Origin of the sequence: Mesorhizobium robiniae, assembly GCF_040545535.1 — a bacterium.
Taxonomy (GTDB): domain Bacteria; phylum Pseudomonadota; class Alphaproteobacteria; order Rhizobiales; family Rhizobiaceae; genus Mesorhizobium; species Mesorhizobium robiniae.
Genome location: NZ_JBEPMC010000003.1, coordinates 319,288 through 336,333 on the forward strand (window position 1 = coordinate 319,288; position 17,046 = coordinate 336,333).

Sequence of the window (17,046 nt, forward strand, 5' to 3'; positions counted from 1 at the left end):
TAATAAATTCCGGACACAAGAGCTTACCGCTTCGCAGTGTGCAAACGGCACGCCGGAACCTGATCGGTTCGGGCGCGCAGGAGAAGGTTTGGCGTCAGCACTTCGGGTTGGCCAGAAGGTTAGGTTTGATGAACACCACATCCGCGCTGAACACCGCTGGCGCCCGGCCGTTGCAGTTCCCTATACCGGCCAATGTCTATGCCGAAACCGTGGTCTCGGTGAAGCATTACACCGACCGGCTGTTCTCGTTCCGGATCACCCGGCCGCAGTCGCTGCGTTTCCGCTCCGGCGAGTTCGTCATGATCGGCCTGCCCAACGCCGAGAAGCCGGTGTTCCGCGCCTATTCGATCGCCAGCCCTGCCTGGGACGACGAACTGGAATTCTTCTCGATCAAGGTGCCGGACGGCCCGCTGACCTCGCAGCTGCAGAAAATCCAGGCCGGAGACACCGTCATCATGCGGCAGAAGTCGACCGGCACGCTGGTGGTCGACGCGCTGACCCCGGCCAAGCGCCTGTTCATGATCTCGACCGGCACCGGCATCGCGCCCTTTGCCAGCCTGCTGCGCGATCCCGATACCTATGAGAAGTTCGAGCAGGTGATCCTGACCCACACCTGCCGCGACATCGCCGAACTCACCTACGGCCAGGAGCTGGTCGCGGCGCTGGAGAACGACCCGCTGATCGGCGAGCTGACCGGTGGACGCGTCACCCTCTACAATTCGACGACGCGCGAAACCTCCGAGCGCATGGGCCGCATCACCGCGCTGATCGGCTCGGGCAAATTCTATACCGATCTCGGCATCGACAAGCTCGACCCGGAGAACGATCGCATCATGATCTGCGGCTCGATGCATATGCTCAAGGACGTCAAGGAGCTGGCCGAAAGCCTCGGCTTCCACGAAGGCTCGCTGAGCCATCCGTCGAGTTTCGTCGTCGAGCGCGCCTTCGTCGGCTGAGGCGCCCGCAGTCAGCGTTCGCTGCATTCAAACCATGATTTTGACCATGCGGTCAAAATCAGCTGCTTTCGCAGCCTTTTTCCAATATGACCGCCTGAAGGACTCGTGAAGCGCTGCTTCACGGTCTATCTTCGGCACAAGTCGTCGAATGAAAGGGCAGGAGATGAGCAGCACAATCCGCGAAGCCGATCTCGGACCTTCCAAGATCACGCCGTTGCCGGCGCGCACCGCCGCCAACGCGCCGGCGTCGCAAGCACACGGCATTGCCCGCAATCCCGGCATGAAGCTTGATCTCGGCTTCATGGAATCGATGCGCAGCGTCAACCGCTCGGCGCTGGAACGGCGCGTCGCCAGCCTGACCAAACGACGCTCGATCAAGGCCGATAACCAGGCGGCCTGGCTGCTGCGCGCCGTCGCCTGCATGGACCTCACCACGCTGAACTCGAACGACACCGAAGAGCGCGTGCGCCGGCTCTGCGCCAAGGCGGTCAATCCGTTCCGCCGCGACATCGTCGAAGGCCTCGGCATTACTGGTGAAAAGATCCGCCCGGCGGCGGTCTGCGTCTATCACCCCTTCGTTGCCACTGCCGTCGATGCGCTGCGCGGCACCGGCATCCATGTCGCCGCCGTATCCACCGCTTTCCCGCATGGCCTCACCCCGCTTTCGACGCGCCTGCAGGAGATCGAAGCGTCGGTGAGCGACGGCGCCGACGAGATCGACGTCGTCATTCCGCGCGGGCTGGTATTCGGGGCGAAATGGCAGGAACTCTATAACGAGATCGTCTCAATGCGCGCCGCCTGCGGCGAGGCGCATCTCAAGGTCATCCTCGGCACCGGCGACCTCGCCACGCTGCGCAACGTCATGCTGGCGTCGATGGTGGCGATGATGGCGGGCGCGGACTTCATCAAGACCTCGACCGGCAAGGAAAGCGTCAACGCGACATTGCCCGTCGGCCTTGCCATGGTGCGCGCCATCCGCGCCTATTTCGAGGAAACCGGTTATCTCATCGGCTTCAAGCCGGCCGGCGGCATTTCCACCGCCAAGGCTTCGCTCGATTGGCTGGTGCTGATGAAGGAAGAGCTTGGCCGCCGATGGTTGGAGCCCGACCTGTTCCGCTTCGGCGCGTCGAGCCTTTTGACCGACATAGAGCGCCAACTAGAGCACCATCTGACCGGTCACTATTCGGCCAATCATCGCCACGCGATGGCGTGATTTTCGGGAGCGCTCCATGAACATTCTCGAACGCTATCACGCCATGGACTACGGTCCGGCGCCGGAAGCTCGCAACGAGGCCGATGCCTGGCTGGTCGCACGCGATTTCGGCAAAGCGCTGTTCATTGGCGGCGACTGGAAAGCGGCCGGCAGTGGCAAGACTTTCGACACCAGCGACCCGTCTTCGGGAAAATTGCTGGCCAAGGTCTCGGATGCGAGTGCCGCCGATATCGACGCAGCGGTTTCGGCCGCGGCCAAGGCGCTGCCGAAATGGAGCGCCAGATCAGGCTATAGCCGAGCCAAAGTGCTCTACGCCATCGGCCGTGCCATGCAGCGCCACCAGCGCCTGTTCACGGTGCTTGAGACAATCGACAACGGCAAGCCTATCCGCGAAAGCCGCGACATCGACGTGCCGCTGGCCATCCGCCATTTCATCCACCATGCCGGCTGGGCGCAGGCGCTGGACAGGGATTTCCCCGGCCAAAAGGGCGTCGGCGTGGTCGGCCAAATCATCCCGTGGAACTTCCCGCTTTTGATGCTGGCATGGAAGATCGCGCCGGCGCTCGCCGCCGGCTGTACTGTGGTGCTTAAGCCGGCCGAGTTCACGCCGCTCACCGCCATCCTGTTCGCCGAGATCTGCGAACGATCGGGTGTGCCGAAAGGCGTCGTCAACATCGTCCAGGGCGGGCCGGAGGCCGGCGCGGCAATCGTCAACCATCCCGGCATCCAGAAGATCGCCTTCACCGGTTCGTCTGAGGTCGGCAAGATCATCCGCAAGGCCACTGCCGGATCGGGCAAGAAACTATCGCTGGAACTTGGCGGTAAGTCGGCCTTCGTCGTCTTCGAGGATGCCGATCTCGACAGCGCCGTCGAAGGACTGGTCGACGGCATCTGGTTCAACCAGGGCCAGGTCTGCTGCGCCGGGTCGCGGCTGCTGGTGCAGGAAGGCATCGCCGACGCCTTCATCGCCAAGGTCAAGATAAGGATGAGCCGGCTGCGCGTCGGCAGCCCGCTCGACAAGAACACCGATATCGGTCCGCTGGTCGACTTGACCCAGCTCGATCGCGTCAAGGGTCTGGTCGCCGAAGGCGCCAAACAGGGCGCCGTCTGCTGGCAACCGGATGTAGCGCTGCCGTCCTCCGGCTATTATCACCTGCCGACACTGGCGACAGGCGTTTCGCCGGCTAACATCCTGGCGCAGGAAGAGGTGTTTGGGCCGGTGCTGGCGACTATGACCTTCCGCAATACCGAGGAAGCGGTCGAACTCGCCAACAACACGCGCTACGGGCTGGCCGCCTCGGTGTGGAGCGAGAACGTCAATCTTGCGCTGCACGTCGCACCGCAATTGAAGGCCGGCGTGGTCTGGGTCAACGGTACCAACATGTTCGATGCCGCCTGTGGCTTTGGCGGCTACCGCGAAAGCGGTTTTGGCCGCGAAGGCGGGCGCGAGGGCATGTTCGAATATCTCTCGGCAAAACTGCCGCTCGGCCCCGTCATCAAACCGGCAACGTCATCGGCCCAGCCGATCGAGCAGGTCGAAAGCGAAGGCATCGACCGCACGGCAAAGCTGTTCATTGGCGGCAAGCAGGTCAGGCCGGACGGCAATTATTCGATTGCTGTCGCCACCGCCAAGGGCAGGCTCGCCGGCGAAGTCGGCCTCGGCAGCCGCAAGGATATCCGCGACGCCGTCGCGGCCGCACGTGCCTGCAAGAGCTGGCCGGAGGCGACGGCCTACAACCGCAGTCAGGTGCTTTATTATCTGGCCGAAAATCTTTCCGGCCGTGCCGAGGAGTTTGCGGCGCGCATCACAGAGCTGACTGCCGCCACCGCCAAGGCGGCGCGCGAAGAGGTCGAGCTGTCGATCGAGCGGCTGTTTCTCTATGCCGGCCTGGCCGACAAATTCGAGGGCCGCGTCCACCAGCCACCGGCCCGCGCCGTCACGCTGGCGCTGCACGAGCCCGTCGGCATAGTCGGCATCGTGGCATCCGACAATGCGCCCCTGCTCGGCCTGATCTCGCTGGTGGCGCCGGCGCTGGCCATGGGCAACACCGTGGTCGCAGTGCCTTCCGAAAAATATCCGCTGCTTGCCACGGATCTCTATCAGGTCATCGGATATTCCGACGTTCCGGCCGGCGCCATCAATATCGTCACCGGGCGCAGCGCCGAGCTCGCCGGCGTGCTGGCCAAGCACGACGATGTCGACGGGCTCTGGGTGTTCGCCGATGCCGAGACCTGCGCCAAGGCCGAAGCGGACTCCGTTGGCAATCTCAAGCGCGTCTGGACGGGCAATGGCCGCAGCCTCGACTGGGCGTCGGTCGAGGCCGCCGGCGATGCCTTCCTGCGCCGTGCCGTCGAGGTCAAGAACGTCTGGGTGCCTTACGGCGATTGAACGATCGCCTTTCGCGCGGTGTCGGATGAGAAGCGTTCGGGCTTGACGGCAGAAATGATGTTCTTTACCGAGAAAAAACATTTGCCCCTAAGCGAACGGCGATACAGGCGGCATGGTAGTGCCTATCTGGCACATTGCGCCCTGGCCGCGTGCCGGTAAAAAACCGGGCGGCCACAGAGGAGAAAAGCATGGCGGATCTGGCAGGCAAGATCGTTGTCGTCACGGCGGCGGCACAAGGCATCGGCCGAGCGAGCGCTCTGGCTTTCGCCAAGGCAGGCGCCGTCGTCCATGCCACCGACATCAACGAGGTGATGCTCGCCGAACTTGGCAAGACGCCCGGGATCAAGGCCCGCAAGCTCGACGTGCTGAACGACGAGGCGGTGAAAACCGGCTTCGCCGAGATCGGCGCCGTCGACGTGCTGTTCAACTGCGCCGGCTTTGTCCATTCGGGCTCGATCCTCGAGATGAAGGACGGCGATCTCGACTTTGCGTACGATCTCAATGTCCGCTCGATGATCCGTACCATCCGCGCCGTGCTGCCCGGCATGCTTGAGCGCGGTGACGGCTCGATCATCAACATGGCGTCGCTGGCCAGCTCGACCAAGGGCGTGCCGAACCGTTTCGTCTACGGGCTGACCAAGGCTGCCGTCATCGGCCTGACCAAATCGGTTGCCGCCGACTATGTCGGCAAGGGCATTCGCTGCAATGCCATCTGTCCGGGAACGGTCGAAAGCCCGTCGCTGCAGGACCGCATGCATGCGCAGGGTGACTACGAGGCGGCCCGCGCCGCCTTCATCGCCCGCCAGCCGATGGGCCGCCTCGGCACACCGGAGGAAATCGCCGATCTCGCCGTCTATCTGGCCGGCGCCACCTATACGTCGGGGCAGGCTTATAATATCGACGGTGGCTGGTCGATCTAAGAGGCCTCCGGCCGCAATCAGGAGAAAATGAATGAAACTGCTGCGCTATGGCGAAGTGGGGAGCGAACGCCCCGGCATGCTCGACGCGGATGGGACGATCCGTGACCTCTCCGCTCATGTCGCCGACATTGCCGGCAAGGCGCTCGACCCGGCATCGCTCGAGACATTGTCGAAGCTCGATCCGAAATCGCTGCCGGCGGTTTCCGGCAAGCCGCGCATCGGCGCCTGCGTCGCCGGCACAGGCAAATTCATCTGCATCGGCCTGAACTATTCCGACCATGCCGCCGAGACCGGCGCCACCGTGCCGCCGGAGCCGATCATCTTCATGAAGGCAAGCTCGGCCATCGTCGGGCCTGATGACGACGTGCTGATCCCGCGCGGCTCGGTCAAGACCGACTGGGAAGTCGAGCTTGGCGTGGTCATCGGCAAGACCGCGAAATACGTCACCGAGGCCGAGGCGCTGGACTACGTCGCCGGCTATTGCGTCGCGCACGACGTTTCCGAACGCGCCTTCCAGGCCGAGCGCCAGGGCCAGTGGACCAAGGGTAAGTCCTGCGACACGTTCGGGCCGATCGGCCCGTGGCTGGTAACCAAGGACGAGGTCAAGGACCCGCAGAACATCCCGATGTGGCTGAAGGTCAACGGTAAGACGATGCAGAACGGCTCGACCAAGACCATGGTCTATGGCGTCGCCTACCTCGTTTCCTATCTCAGCCAGTTCATGTCGCTACATCCGGGCGACATCATCTCGACCGGCACGCCGCCCGGCGTCGGGCTCGGCATGAAGCCGCCGGTGTTCTTGAAGGCCGGCGACGTCGTCGAACTCGGCATCGAGGGACTCGGTCAGCAGAAGCAGACGTTCAAGGCTGACGTCTGAACATCTCGACGCCAGGTAAGGTTGCCTGCGCCGCACGAATGACACGAATGGGTGGAGCGTAGCTGCAAGGCGGCTGCGCTCCACTTTTTGCTTTCATTACACCGACGCCGTGCCAAGCAAGTCCGGCTGGCGGCAGGCGTTCGAATGCGCTGTCATGAGGAGAGGGAAAATATCCGTTTCCTGCCTTCGAAGGTCGCCCTGAGGGCCGGTTCGGCAGCTTCTTCCACTTTTACGTCCAGGCCGAAATCGGCGTAGAGCGACCGCAATTCGGCGGCTCTTGGATGGAAGACCGTAAGCTCCAGAAGCCTGCAGCCGGGAGGGGCGCTCGCCGATGGATGCGCGGATGTATGCCAGGTTTTGACGATCGGAAGACCGACGCCGAGATCGTGACTGGCGACGGACAGCGTGTCCCATTCGAGACGCTCGCCATTGGCTGCGTTGCGCCCGCCATGCTTTACGCCGGTCTCGAAGCCTCTTCGGTCAAGCAGCGTTCGCGCGACTTCGAGGTCCGGGGTCTGGACCGCGAAACGCCACAGGACAGGCGACCGCAGGCTATTCAGGAATGCGCCGTAATTGCCTTCGAGCGATTGCTCGGGGTCCGGTCCGTCGATGGCGAGATAGATTTCATTTTCCAGATTGATCAACGCATTGCGGCTTCCGATGCCGGGATGGCTGCCGCCGGAATCCGCGACAACGCCGCTCAATTCGGCAAATTGTGCAATGGCGCTGTCGAGTGAGCTCGACGCCCAGACGATATGATCCAGTTTCATGGGATTTTCCTCTTCGGCCTGTTCGGAGACTGTCGATCGATCGCCGCGTCAGCGATTTGCGTTGAGCAAGGCATTCGCGCAGATGTAGCCCCAGGTCATGTATTGACCCAGCGTCGTTCCCACCTGGCTTGGCGTACGCATGCCGATGGGATTGGCCATGACGTTGCCGGCACAATACAATCCCGAAATCGCCGTGCCGTCCGAACGCAGCGCCTGCCCTTTTTCATTGGTGCGTATGCCGCCCTTGGTCCCGAGAATGGACGGTCGAAATTCGTAAGCAACGAAGGGCGGCTGGTTGATGGGAGACATCAGGCCGACAGAGGCGGCCAGCCGGGCTTCATAGTCGCTGGCGGCACCGCGATGAAAGTCCGCGTCCACACCGATGACGGCGAAGCGGTTGAACCGGGCGACGGTCTCCTTCAGCGGCTCGGCCGGGAGCCCTGTTTTCACCGCAAGCTCATCAAGGCTTCCGGCCGTTACCAGCCAACCGGGTTTGTAGCGCTTGTACCATCTGATGAGCCATGCGCGCTGGACCATGGGCCAGTGGCTGACGACCCATGCGGGCCGTTTCAGCCAGCGTCCCTGGTCGGTATCGCGAACAGTCCAGTCCGCGACGTTGAACTCATACTCGCTTGCGAAGCGGCGTCCATCAGCGTCCACAAAGATTGCGTCCGGTTCGGCATGAATACGCAACGGCAGGCCGTGCAGCGACTTCTCATAGTACACGGGCGGCTGCAGCATGATGTTGGCCTGGTTCATATGCGCCGTTGCAGCGCCGATCTTCACCGCCATTTTCAGTCCGTCCCCGGTGTTGGTGCTGGGGCTGCTGAGGAACTCGGCGTTGCCGGGGAAGTTAGTGTGCAGGAGTTCACTGTCCCACTCGAATCCGCCGGTCGCAAGAATGACGCCCTTACGGGCGCGGAACCGCTCACGCCGGCCCGCGGTCTCGACAATCACGCCGGTGACGCTGCCCATTTCGTCGGTCGTGAGCTCGACTGCGCGGGCGTTCAGTTTGAGACGGCATCCCGCAGCGAGACAGCCGGAAAGCAGCCCCATGATGAGGGCATTGCCCTTGCCCCGCGTTTTTGAAAGCCAGCGGCCCGCGATTGTGCCGGCATGGCGCAGATAGGCGCGGAAAGGATGTCTGAACATCTCGGCCTTGACCGATTCATCGTAGGTCAGATCCTGCGGGATGGTGGAGTTGCGGATGAGCTTGAAATAACGACCCAGACGTCGGCCGTTGGCGACATCCGGCGCAAGAAGCCTGCCTTTCTCCTTGGCACCCGGCAGCTCCATATGCGGATCGGGAACGTCGGCTATGACAAAGCGAACGGCAGACTTCTCCAGGATGAAGTCCAGCATGCGCGGGCCGTTGAGGACCTGGGCCTCCCAGAGCGTGTCCTCGGTCGCCGACCATCCTTTCGGCGCGGTTGCCTGAATATAGGTCAGCGCTTCGGCTTCGCTGTCTGTGTAGCCGGCCTCCAGCATCAGGCGATTGGCGGGAATCCAGGTCATCCCGCCGGACATCGCGCTCGTCCCGCCTATCTTGCCGGTCTTTTCGATCACCAGGACGGATGCGCCGCAAACGGCGCTGCGCAAGGCAGCGACAAGAGCGGCGGCTCCGGAGCCGACCACGATGACATCGGTTTCAACATCCTCGGACATTTTGGTTTCCATCAAATCACGGTCGGCGTGGCGCGCGGGCACCCGCCAAATTGGCAGTTACGATTGCGACCGGCCGGCACACGAATGCCGGCGGTCTCAGCGACGGAGGAAGCGGTCCAGACGCGCCACGCGTGCCGAAACGACCAGAACAATGAGCGTAAGCAGGATCACGCCCGAGGCCACCGCAGTCAGGGTCGGGTCCATCGGCATCCATTCGAGTGAGGCGAAGATGTAGACGGGAAGCGTGACCACCGTGCTTGAAGAAAGGAACAGCGACACTTCCAGCGCGCCGAACGACACCATGAAGGCAAAACCCCAGCCGCTGAGCACGCTCCAGCCGATCAAGGGCAACGTGATCCGGAAAAGCACCTGCCTCGGGCTGGCGCCAAGGCTGCGCGCCGCTGATTCCATTTGCGGGTTCAGCGCGCTGAGGCCTACCGCGATCATCGAAAGTGCGAATGGCATGGCGATTATGACGTGCCCGACAAACAGGGCGGGAAGGCCTCGGAGACGCAGCCAGGAATAGGCGACAAGCAGTGCCAGGCCCAGGAATACCGCCGGCAGCATCGCCGGCATGAGCGCCAGGGCGCGAAGAAAGCCGTAGAGGCGCGAACTGTGCTGGCGCGTGGCATTCGCAATCCCAAACGCAACGACGGTCGCAATCGTGGCTGACGCGGCGGCCAGCCCGAGGCTGCACAAAAGCGCGTCGATGGCCTGCCCCTGCCGGAAGGCGTTCATGTACCATTTGAAAGTGAAGCCCTTGGGCGGAAACACCACATAGGCCGTCTCCGTAAAGGCGCCCAATGTTACCGAGACGATGGGCGCGACGATGAAGAGGCAGATCAGCGTGACGAAAATGCCCTGAAGAAATCGAGCTTTGATCATGAGCTTCTGCTCCGGCAAATCTGCACGAGCCGTGTCGCCGACAGCACCACCAGGATGATCAAGGCGGTTATTGCGAGCAGGACGACAGCGAGTGCCGCACCGACCGGCCAGTTAAAGAGCGAAACGGCTTGTTGGTAGACGAGGGTCGATATGAATTTGTATCGAGGTCCACCCAAAATACCCGGTATGGCATAGGCGCTCATGCTGAGCGCGAAGACCAACAGCGAGCCGGCCCGGATGCCGGGCAGGCACAGCGGCAGTGTGATGCGCAAGAAGGTCGAGACCGGTCCTGCCCCCAGGCTACGCGCCGCGAGCACCAGCGACGGGTTGATCGATTGCAGCGATCCGGCAATCGAAATCACCATGAAGACGAGAAAGACGTGAACGAGGCCGACGACGATGGCCGGCTCGTTGTTCATTAGCGGCTGGGGGATAGACAGCAGGCCGGTCCCGGTCAGGAATGTGTTGATGAGGCCCTGCCGCCCAAGCAGGATGAGCCAGCCGTAGGACATGACGGTCACCGACGTGACCAGGGGCATCAGCAGCACGATGAACACCACCAATTGCCGCCAGCCGCGCGATGTCACGAGGTAGTGGCTGACCGGAAAAGCGAGGGTGAGGCATATCAGCGTCGTCAGCGCGCTGAGCCGCAGCGTGCGCCAAGCGACTTCCCAAAAGAAGAAATCCCTGACCGTATCCAGATAGTTGTTCAGCGAAAACGACCAGGCGACGCCTTGCGTACTGCTATGTTGAGCAAAGCTGATCAGGACCAGATACAGGACAGGCAAGACGAAGAAGACGATCATAAAGACCGCGGACACGGGTCCGGCCAGAGCTGGCGACCTGCGCGAGCTAGCCATGAGGTGCATCCCTTGTCACGACGGATGCATCTTGTGACCATGCAATGCTGACCGGCTGCCCGAGACTGAGACCGGCGGGAAAGGTATCGGAGGATGCCTGAACCGACTGGTCCGCGACGCGGATGCGGGCCTCGACCTTGGGGCCGAGGAAGGTCAGGTTCTCCAGGACGCCGTCGAAGCGATTTGTCAGCCCGTCCGGCGCCGGCGCGGACGGGGAAAGAAGCCGTATCCTTTCCGGCCGCACCAGAAGGTACTGAGCCAACTGCTCAGTGATGTCCGGCTCCGGATCAGCGAGGACTTCGCCGATCCCCGCGACGTTCAGCCGGATTGCGTCCGTTCCCGCACGGAAATCCTTGATCGGGAAGACGTTCGACGAGCCCAGAAACTCTCCGACAAAGCGGCTGTTCGGCTTTTGGTAAAGTTCCTGCGGCGTTCCGATCTGGCAGATATAGCCCGATCGCATCACCGCGATCCGATCGCCGATCGCCATGGCTTCCTCCTGATCGTGGGTAACCATCAGGGTGGCGATCTCAAGACCCTTGAGCAGCTCAAGCAGCTCTTCGCGCATGGCCAGGCGCAGCCTCGCGTCGAGATTGGAAAACGGCTCGTCCAACAGAAGAAGCCTCGGCCGTATCACCACGGCGCGCGCAAAGGCCACGCGCTGCTGTTCACCGCCCGAGAGCTGGGAGGGCATGCTCGAGGCCTTGTGTTCCAGCTGCACGAACCTCAGCGTCTCGCTCACCCGGCTCTGGATCTCGTTCCTGGGCGTCTTGCGCATCTTCAGGCCGAACGCGACATTGTCGAAAACGTTCATATGCGGGAACAGCGCGTAGTTCTGGAACATGATGCCGATGTTGCGCCTTTCCGGGGGCAAGGCATCGATGGGCTCATCCAGGATCGAAATGGTTCCCGATTGCGGCGTGACGAAGCCGGCAATCGCCTGCAGCGTCGTTGTTTTTCCGCATCCGGACGGGCCGAGTAGGCACAGTCTTTCGCCAGCCCGGATGTCGAAGGAAATGTCCTGAATCGCGACGAAGTCGCCAAATCTGTGGACCAGGCGTTCCACCCGAAAATACTGCATTATGGTTTTCACTTGTGCGACATCAGGAAAGCGCGGCAGGATTGTCTATCGAGCGCTGGCGTCAGCGCTCGATCTCTTCGTTCCAGCGCTTTGTCCACTCGGGTCGCTTGGCGTTCATCGCCGACCAATCCAGATTGATGAGGCTGTCGGCGGCCTTGCCGTAGATCAGGCCCTTGGCCTCATCCTCGCTCAGCGTCACCTTGGTGTTGACAGGGCCGAGCTTGGAAGAGAGCGCGAACTGTTTCTGGGTTTCGGGGCTCAGCAGATAGGCGATCAGGTTGGCGCCCATTTTGCTGTTGGGGGCGTTCTTCACCAGGTTCAGCATAGGCATGACCGCCGGCGCACCTTCCTTGGGGAAGACGAATTCGAGCGGGAATCCGGAAGAACTCACGAAGCGGTTCATCTCGGAGTTCGTCCATACGGTGATCCAGGCTTCCCCTTGCTGGAAATAAGGGGTCATGTCGGTACCCTTGACGAAACTGCCGACATTGGCAGCCACTTCCTTCATCTTCGCAAAACCTGGTTCCATATTGTCGATGCCGCCGCCATTGGTACGGGCCAGCATCATCAGAGCGAACAGTCCGGGCGTGTTGTCGATCGTTCCAAGCACCACATGACCCTTGAAACGAGGATCGGCGAGGTCGTTCCAGGACGTCGGAGGCTCGATGCCAGCCGCGGAGAGCGCTTCAGGCGAGTAGACGAGCCCCATGGCGAGCATTCCGTAGCCCACGCCGCTATTATCCTTCCCGATCGCGGCCGGGAGGATGTCCGGGATCGCTGGGACCTGCGCCGCTGTCAAAGGTTCGAGCAGGCCCAGTTCGCGGGCAATGGATTGCGGGCCGTCGTCCATGCAGGCAACGTCGATCTCCGGCGCGGCTTTCTGCGCCTGCAACTGTGAAACGAAGTAGGTCGATCCGCCAGGGACGTAGCGGACTGTCGCCCCATATTGTTTTTCAAATCCCGGGAGAATGTTTGTCTGGAAATTCTGCTGAGACGCCCCGCCCCAGCAGGCAAACACAACTTCTTCCGCTTGCGCTGACAGGCAGCCAAGCGCGGTAAATAGAGAAAGAAAGGCTGTTCTGAATTTTGGCATGTTCCCACTCCGCTATGCGATCGGTCAGATTTCCGTCGCTGTTGTTATTTTATGTATTTTTTGGAATATCTTACGTTTTCAACAGAATCAGCCTCAACAATTTTTCGATTTACACTTCGTATCAGCGGCAAAATTCTCCCGATGTACGGAGCATTGATCTCCGAAGCCCATCCTTCCCAGGAGTTTTCTGATGAACCCGGCTCGGCAGGCCCAGGCCCGTTGATTTCCAATGGCTCAGCATGGCACTCTTCGCGGCGTAGATCATCACATATCTTTTAAGCATGTTGACGCTAATTGACGCTTGAAGCGCCGGGAGCCCGGCACATGAATGTAAGGGGAACCCATGACTCGCGCGAAAGTCATCGATCAGAATAAGCGTGACGATTACAGCGCGAACCTGCAATTTTGCTGCGACCACTACAGATCGGTATCGGATCTATGCCGCAAGCTTGGGATAAACCGGCAACAGTTCAACCGGTATCTTTCAGGAGAGACGTTCCCATCGCGGTTCAATCATAAGAAGCTGAGCGACTTCTTTGGACTGGAGGACGACGAGCTTTTCATCCCTCATAAAAGGTTTGTCTCCTCTTTCGGTCGGAAAAAATCGGAAACCTTGTTTCCCGAGGATCTGCGTAATTTTTCCTACATCATGCGCAACATGGCCGGTGCCAGCGTAAAATTCCTCGAGGAGTACCGCGGGTACTACTTCCGCTATTTTCTCAGCTTCAACGGCGACGGACGGATAAAGCGAGAGCTGGTGCATTGGCGCCTCAGCGAAGGCACAATGGTCTCGACCACGAAGCAAAGGTTCTATGGCAGCAAAAGCGCCGCGCAAACGAGTCTTCAATTTGTCACCTACAGGGGTGTGGTCGGCAGCGTGGGCGACAGGATCTTCACGATCGGCGCGGACCGTTTCGACGGCCGCGACATTGGCATGTCCATGCTCAATCCGAGCGTGCACAAATTGCACCGCCTCGAAGGCATCATGATGGGAATTGCCCCCACCGCCTCCCGCCGCATTACCGCGGGTCGCGTTGTCCTGGAATTCCTGGGCAGAAGCATCGACCGCCGCAAGGCGCTTCAGGCTGTTGGGATCCTGCCGTTCGATGACCCTTCGGTACGGGAGGACATCAGGACGAGCATATGCAATGAGATATCGGCGGAGGAGTACCTACTGCTTTCGCGGCAGTGACGGTGGCGGCGCGGAGGCCGTGTCAGCGGATAGATCTACTTCAAAACCTTCCCATCCGTCCCGAACCGGTACGTCTTTGCCGGATCCGGGGTCGCATAAAGCGTAGCGCCGGGCTCGGCATTGTAGACGCCGAAGATGCGCACGGTGATCAGCCCGGCTTTTTCACAATCGAGATAAAGATTGGTATCGGCACCGAGATGCTCGGCATGGACGACCGTGCCCTTCCAAGCACCGGATTTCGGATCGACGGTCAGATGCTCTGGCCGGACGCCGATGGTCTTGGCCGTCTCGCCAAGCCTGGCGCCGTCGACGAAATTCATCTTCGGTGAGCCGATGAAGCCAGCGACGAACTCATTTGCCGGCGAATTGTAGAGCTCCATCGGGCCGCCGATCTGCTCGATTTGTCCTGCGTTGAGCACGACGATCTTGTCGGCCAGCGTCATCGCCTCGACCTGGTCGTGAGTGACATAGATCATCGTTGCCTTCAGCCGGCGATGCAGTTGCGCGATCTCCAGCCTGGTGTTGACGCGCAGTGCCGCATCGAGGTTCGAAAGCGGTTCGTCGAACAGAAACAGCTTGGGCTCGCGCACCACGGCGCGGCCGATGGCGACGCGCTGGCGCTGGCCGCCGGAAAGCTCGGCCGGCCGCCTCTGGAGATAAGGCTCCAGCGACAGCATCGAGGAGGCGATCCCGATGCGGCGGTCGATCTCGGCCGCCGGCGTGCCCGCCTGCTTGAGACCGAGGCCCATATTGTTCTTCACCGTCAGATGCGGGTAGAGCGCGTAGGTCTGGAACACCATGGCGATGCCGCGCTTGGCCGGCGGCGTCGCGGAGACGTCCGCGCCGTCGATCACCACACGCCCCGAAGTCGAATCTTCCAGCCCGGCGATGACCCTGAGCAGGGTCGACTTGCCGCAGCCGGAGGGGCCGACGAAGACGACGAATTCGCCATCGGTCACTTCGAGGTTGATGCCCTTCAGCACCTCGACCGGCCCGAAGGCTTTTTTCACATTCTCGATATTCAGCGAGCCCACGGCGTTCCTCCGGATTGGAATGTGGGCGTCAAGGCACCCCCCTCTGGCCTACCGGCCATCTCCCCCGCAAGGGGGGAGATTGGCAGCTTCGAGGCCTCGCGCCACTTTGCGGCGCTGGAAATTAGCGAAAAGGATACTGACATCCGATCTCCCCCCTTGCGGGGGAGATGTCCGGCAGGACAGAGGGGGGTGGCGTGGAACTCGACCCCTGTCACAATTGCACCGCCTTCCCACTGCGCACGCTCTCGTCGGCGGCAAGGCAGACGGCGAGCGATTTTACCGCGTCGTCCATATGGCGGGTCAAGTCGAGATCCTCGCGGATCGCCTTGAGCAGAAAAGCCTGTTCGAGATCGCAAAGATCCTGATGGCCGGGCTCACCCTCCATCGACAGCATCTCATCCGCTTTGACGAACTTGCCGTCCGCGCCGGTTTCCGCACTGTGCAGGCGAATGGTCGAGGTCTTGGTGTGGGTGTCGATGTCGTCGGATCGGACACCTTCCTTCATGACGATCGACACGCAGCCCTTGGGCGAGATCACGTCCTTCACGAAGAAGGCGGTCTCCGAAATCATCGGGCCCCAGCCGGCCTCGTACCAGCCGACGGACCCGTCGTCGAACAGCACCTGCAGGTGGCCGTAATTGTACATCGAGGGCGCGATCTCATCGGTCAGCCGCAGCCCCATGCCGCGCACCTCGACCGGTCTGGCGTCGGTGATCTGCAGCATCACGTCGAGATAGTGGACACCGCAATCGACGATCGGCGACGTCGTCTGCATCAACTGCTTGTGCGTCTGCCAGCTATGGCCGGAGGATTGCTGATTGAGGTTCATGCGAAACACGTAGGGACCGCCGAGCTTGCGCGCTTCGGCGATTAACCTGATCCAGGACGGGTGATGGCGCAGGATGTAGCCGATCACCAGTTTCTTGCCGTTGGCCTTGGCTGCCGCGACCACGCGTTTGGCATCGGCCACCGTCGTCGCCAGCGGCTTTTCGACGAAGACATGACAGCCGGCTTCGAACGCCTTGACCGCATAGTCGGCATGACTGTCGGAATAGGTGGCGATGCAAGCGACATCGGGCTTTTCGTCGCGTAGCGCCTCGTCGAAAGAGCGCCTGATGCCATAGCCGGAAAGCCCGCCCGGCAACGGCACATCCGAGCGGCTGACCAATGCTGCGATCTTAAAACCCGCATTGGTGTGATAGGCCAGCGCATGGCTGCGGCCCATATTGCCGAGGCCGGCGACGACAACGCGAAGGGGTTTTTCCTCGTTCACTTGACCGCTCCCGAAGTAATGCCGCGGATCAGCTGCCGCGAGAAGATGACGTAGAGGATCAGCACCGGCATGATCGCCAGCGACAATGCCGCCAGGATCGCGTTCCAGTTGGTGACGAACTGGCCGAGGAACAGCTGGGCGCCGAGCGTCACCGTCTTGGTCTCCTCCGACGGCGCCAGGATCAGCGGAAACCACAGATCGTTCCAGATCGGGATCATGGTGAAGACGGCGACGGTTGCCATCGATGGCCGTACCAGCGGCAGCACCAGCCGGAAGAAAATGGTGTATTCGGACAGCCCATCGATGCGGCCGGCATTCTTCAAATCGTCGGACACCTGTTTCATGAACTCCGACAGGATGAACACCGCCAGTGGCAGGCCCTGTGCGGTGTAGACCAGGATCAGCGCCGTCAGCGTATTGACCAGCCCGCTCGCCACCATCAATTGCAGGATGGCGACGGTGCCGAGGCGTATCGGGATCATGATGCCGAGCGCGAGATAAAGCCCCATCATCGTGTTGCCGCGAAAGCGGTATTCCGACAGCGCGAAAGCGGCCATGGCGCCGAACAACAGCACGAAGAACAGCGAGGCGACGGTGACGACGAGGCTGTTCTGGAAATAGTGGATGAAATCGCCCTGCCCGATCACCGTGGTGTAGCCGATCAGGTCGAAGGTTTTTGGCGTCGGCGGCGTTAGAGGCGCGCCGAAGATGCCGGCGCGGGATTTAAATGAATTCATGATGACAATGATCACCGGAAACAGCGCAATCACCGTATAGGTCAACAGCACCGCATGGGCGCCGATGGTGCGGGGCAGGGAGCGGGTTGCCGTGCTCATGT

At 61.4% G+C, this 17,046-nt stretch carries 15 protein-coding genes; 6 read left to right on the forward strand and 9 right to left on the reverse strand.

Translation table 11 applies throughout. The features are described 5' to 3' along the window. Window positions 1-128: 128 nt before the first annotated feature. The 5 genes from ABID19_RS09690 to ABID19_RS09710 all read left to right on the forward strand — a co-directional run bounded on the left by ABID19_RS09690 (window position 129) and on the right by ABID19_RS09710 (window position 6,355). Window positions 129-956: a ferredoxin--NADP reductase gene (locus ABID19_RS09690; protein WP_354490000.1), complete on the forward strand. Its 828-nt coding sequence runs from the start codon at window positions 129-131 to the stop codon at window positions 954-956. A 163-nt stretch (window positions 957-1,119) separates the two neighbouring features. Then, window positions 1,120-2,169 carry a deoxyribose-phosphate aldolase gene (deoC, locus tag ABID19_RS09695; RefSeq protein WP_354490002.1) on the forward strand — a complete coding sequence of 350 codons (1,050 nt, stop codon included), beginning with the start codon at window positions 1,120-1,122 and terminating at the stop codon, window positions 2,167-2,169. A 16-nt stretch (window positions 2,170-2,185) separates the two neighbouring features. Beyond that, window positions 2,186-4,558 carry an aldehyde dehydrogenase family protein gene (locus tag ABID19_RS09700; RefSeq protein ID WP_354490004.1) on the forward strand — a complete coding sequence of 791 codons (2,373 nt, stop codon included), beginning with the start codon at window positions 2,186-2,188 and terminating at the stop codon, window positions 4,556-4,558. A 188-nt stretch (window positions 4,559-4,746) separates the two neighbouring features. Beyond that, window positions 4,747-5,478 (forward strand): SDR family oxidoreductase, encoded by a 732-nt coding sequence (locus tag ABID19_RS09705; protein WP_354490006.1) that lies wholly within the window; start codon window positions 4,747-4,749, stop codon window positions 5,476-5,478. A 31-nt stretch (window positions 5,479-5,509) separates the two neighbouring features. Further along, window positions 5,510-6,355, forward strand: coding sequence for a fumarylacetoacetate hydrolase family protein (locus tag ABID19_RS09710; RefSeq protein ID WP_354490007.1), 846 nt, complete (start codon window positions 5,510-5,512; stop codon window positions 6,353-6,355). 152 nt (window positions 6,356-6,507) lie between these two features. Here ABID19_RS09710 and ABID19_RS09715 read toward each other — a convergent pair whose 3' ends face one another. From ABID19_RS09715 to ABID19_RS09740, 6 genes are all read right to left on the reverse strand, one after another. Next, window positions 6,508-7,125 carry a VOC family protein gene (locus ABID19_RS09715; protein ID WP_354490009.1) on the reverse strand — a complete coding sequence of 206 codons (618 nt, stop codon included), beginning with the start codon at window positions 7,123-7,125 and terminating at the stop codon, window positions 6,508-6,510. 48 nt (window positions 7,126-7,173) lie between these two features. Beyond that, a complete protein-coding gene (locus ABID19_RS09720; RefSeq protein ID WP_354490011.1) occupies window positions 7,174-8,832 on the reverse strand; it encodes an FAD-dependent oxidoreductase in 1,659 nt (552 codons plus the stop codon). Between the two features lie 54 nt (window positions 8,833-8,886). After that, window positions 8,887-9,675 (reverse strand): ABC transporter permease, encoded by a 789-nt coding sequence (locus tag ABID19_RS09725; RefSeq protein WP_354490013.1) that lies wholly within the window; start codon window positions 9,673-9,675, stop codon window positions 8,887-8,889. Beyond that, window positions 9,672-10,496 carry an ABC transporter permease gene (locus tag ABID19_RS09730; RefSeq protein WP_354490016.1) on the reverse strand — a complete coding sequence of 275 codons (825 nt, stop codon included), beginning with the start codon at window positions 10,494-10,496 and terminating at the stop codon, window positions 9,672-9,674. The genes ABID19_RS09725 and ABID19_RS09730 overlap by 4 nt, the downstream gene beginning before the upstream one ends. Before the next feature lie 31 nt (window positions 10,497-10,527). Beyond that, window positions 10,528-11,616 (reverse strand): ABC transporter ATP-binding protein, encoded by a 1,089-nt coding sequence (locus ABID19_RS09735; protein WP_354490017.1) that lies wholly within the window; start codon window positions 11,614-11,616, stop codon window positions 10,528-10,530. Window positions 11,617-11,677: 61 nt separating this feature from the next. Further along, on the reverse strand, window positions 11,678-12,709 hold the full coding sequence (locus ABID19_RS09740) for an ABC transporter substrate-binding protein (protein ID WP_354490018.1): 1,032 nt from the start codon (window positions 12,707-12,709) through the stop codon (window positions 11,678-11,680). A gap of 343 nt (window positions 12,710-13,052) precedes the next feature. Between ABID19_RS09740 and ABID19_RS09745 the strand changes: the two genes are divergently transcribed. Next, window positions 13,053-13,901: a helix-turn-helix domain-containing protein gene (locus ABID19_RS09745; RefSeq protein ID WP_354490020.1), complete on the forward strand. Its 849-nt coding sequence runs from the start codon at window positions 13,053-13,055 to the stop codon at window positions 13,899-13,901. 35 nt (window positions 13,902-13,936) lie between these two features. Here the strand turns inward: ABID19_RS09745 and ABID19_RS09750 are convergent, their stop codons facing one another. From ABID19_RS09750 to ABID19_RS09760, 3 genes are all read right to left on the reverse strand, one after another. Then, window positions 13,937-14,935 carry an ABC transporter ATP-binding protein gene (locus ABID19_RS09750; RefSeq protein WP_354490022.1) on the reverse strand — a complete coding sequence of 333 codons (999 nt, stop codon included), beginning with the start codon at window positions 14,933-14,935 and terminating at the stop codon, window positions 13,937-13,939. A gap of 211 nt (window positions 14,936-15,146) precedes the next feature. Next, complete coding sequence (locus ABID19_RS09755) at window positions 15,147-16,208, reverse strand: Gfo/Idh/MocA family protein (RefSeq protein ID WP_354490024.1); 1,062 nt, start codon at window positions 16,206-16,208, stop codon at window positions 15,147-15,149. Then, the gene (locus ABID19_RS09760) at window positions 16,205-17,044 is read right to left on the reverse strand and encodes a carbohydrate ABC transporter permease (protein ID WP_354490026.1); all 840 of its coding nucleotides are present in this window, start codon (window positions 17,042-17,044) and stop codon (window positions 16,205-16,207) included. The genes ABID19_RS09755 and ABID19_RS09760 overlap by 4 nt, the downstream gene beginning before the upstream one ends. Window positions 17,045-17,046 lie beyond the last annotated feature (2 nt).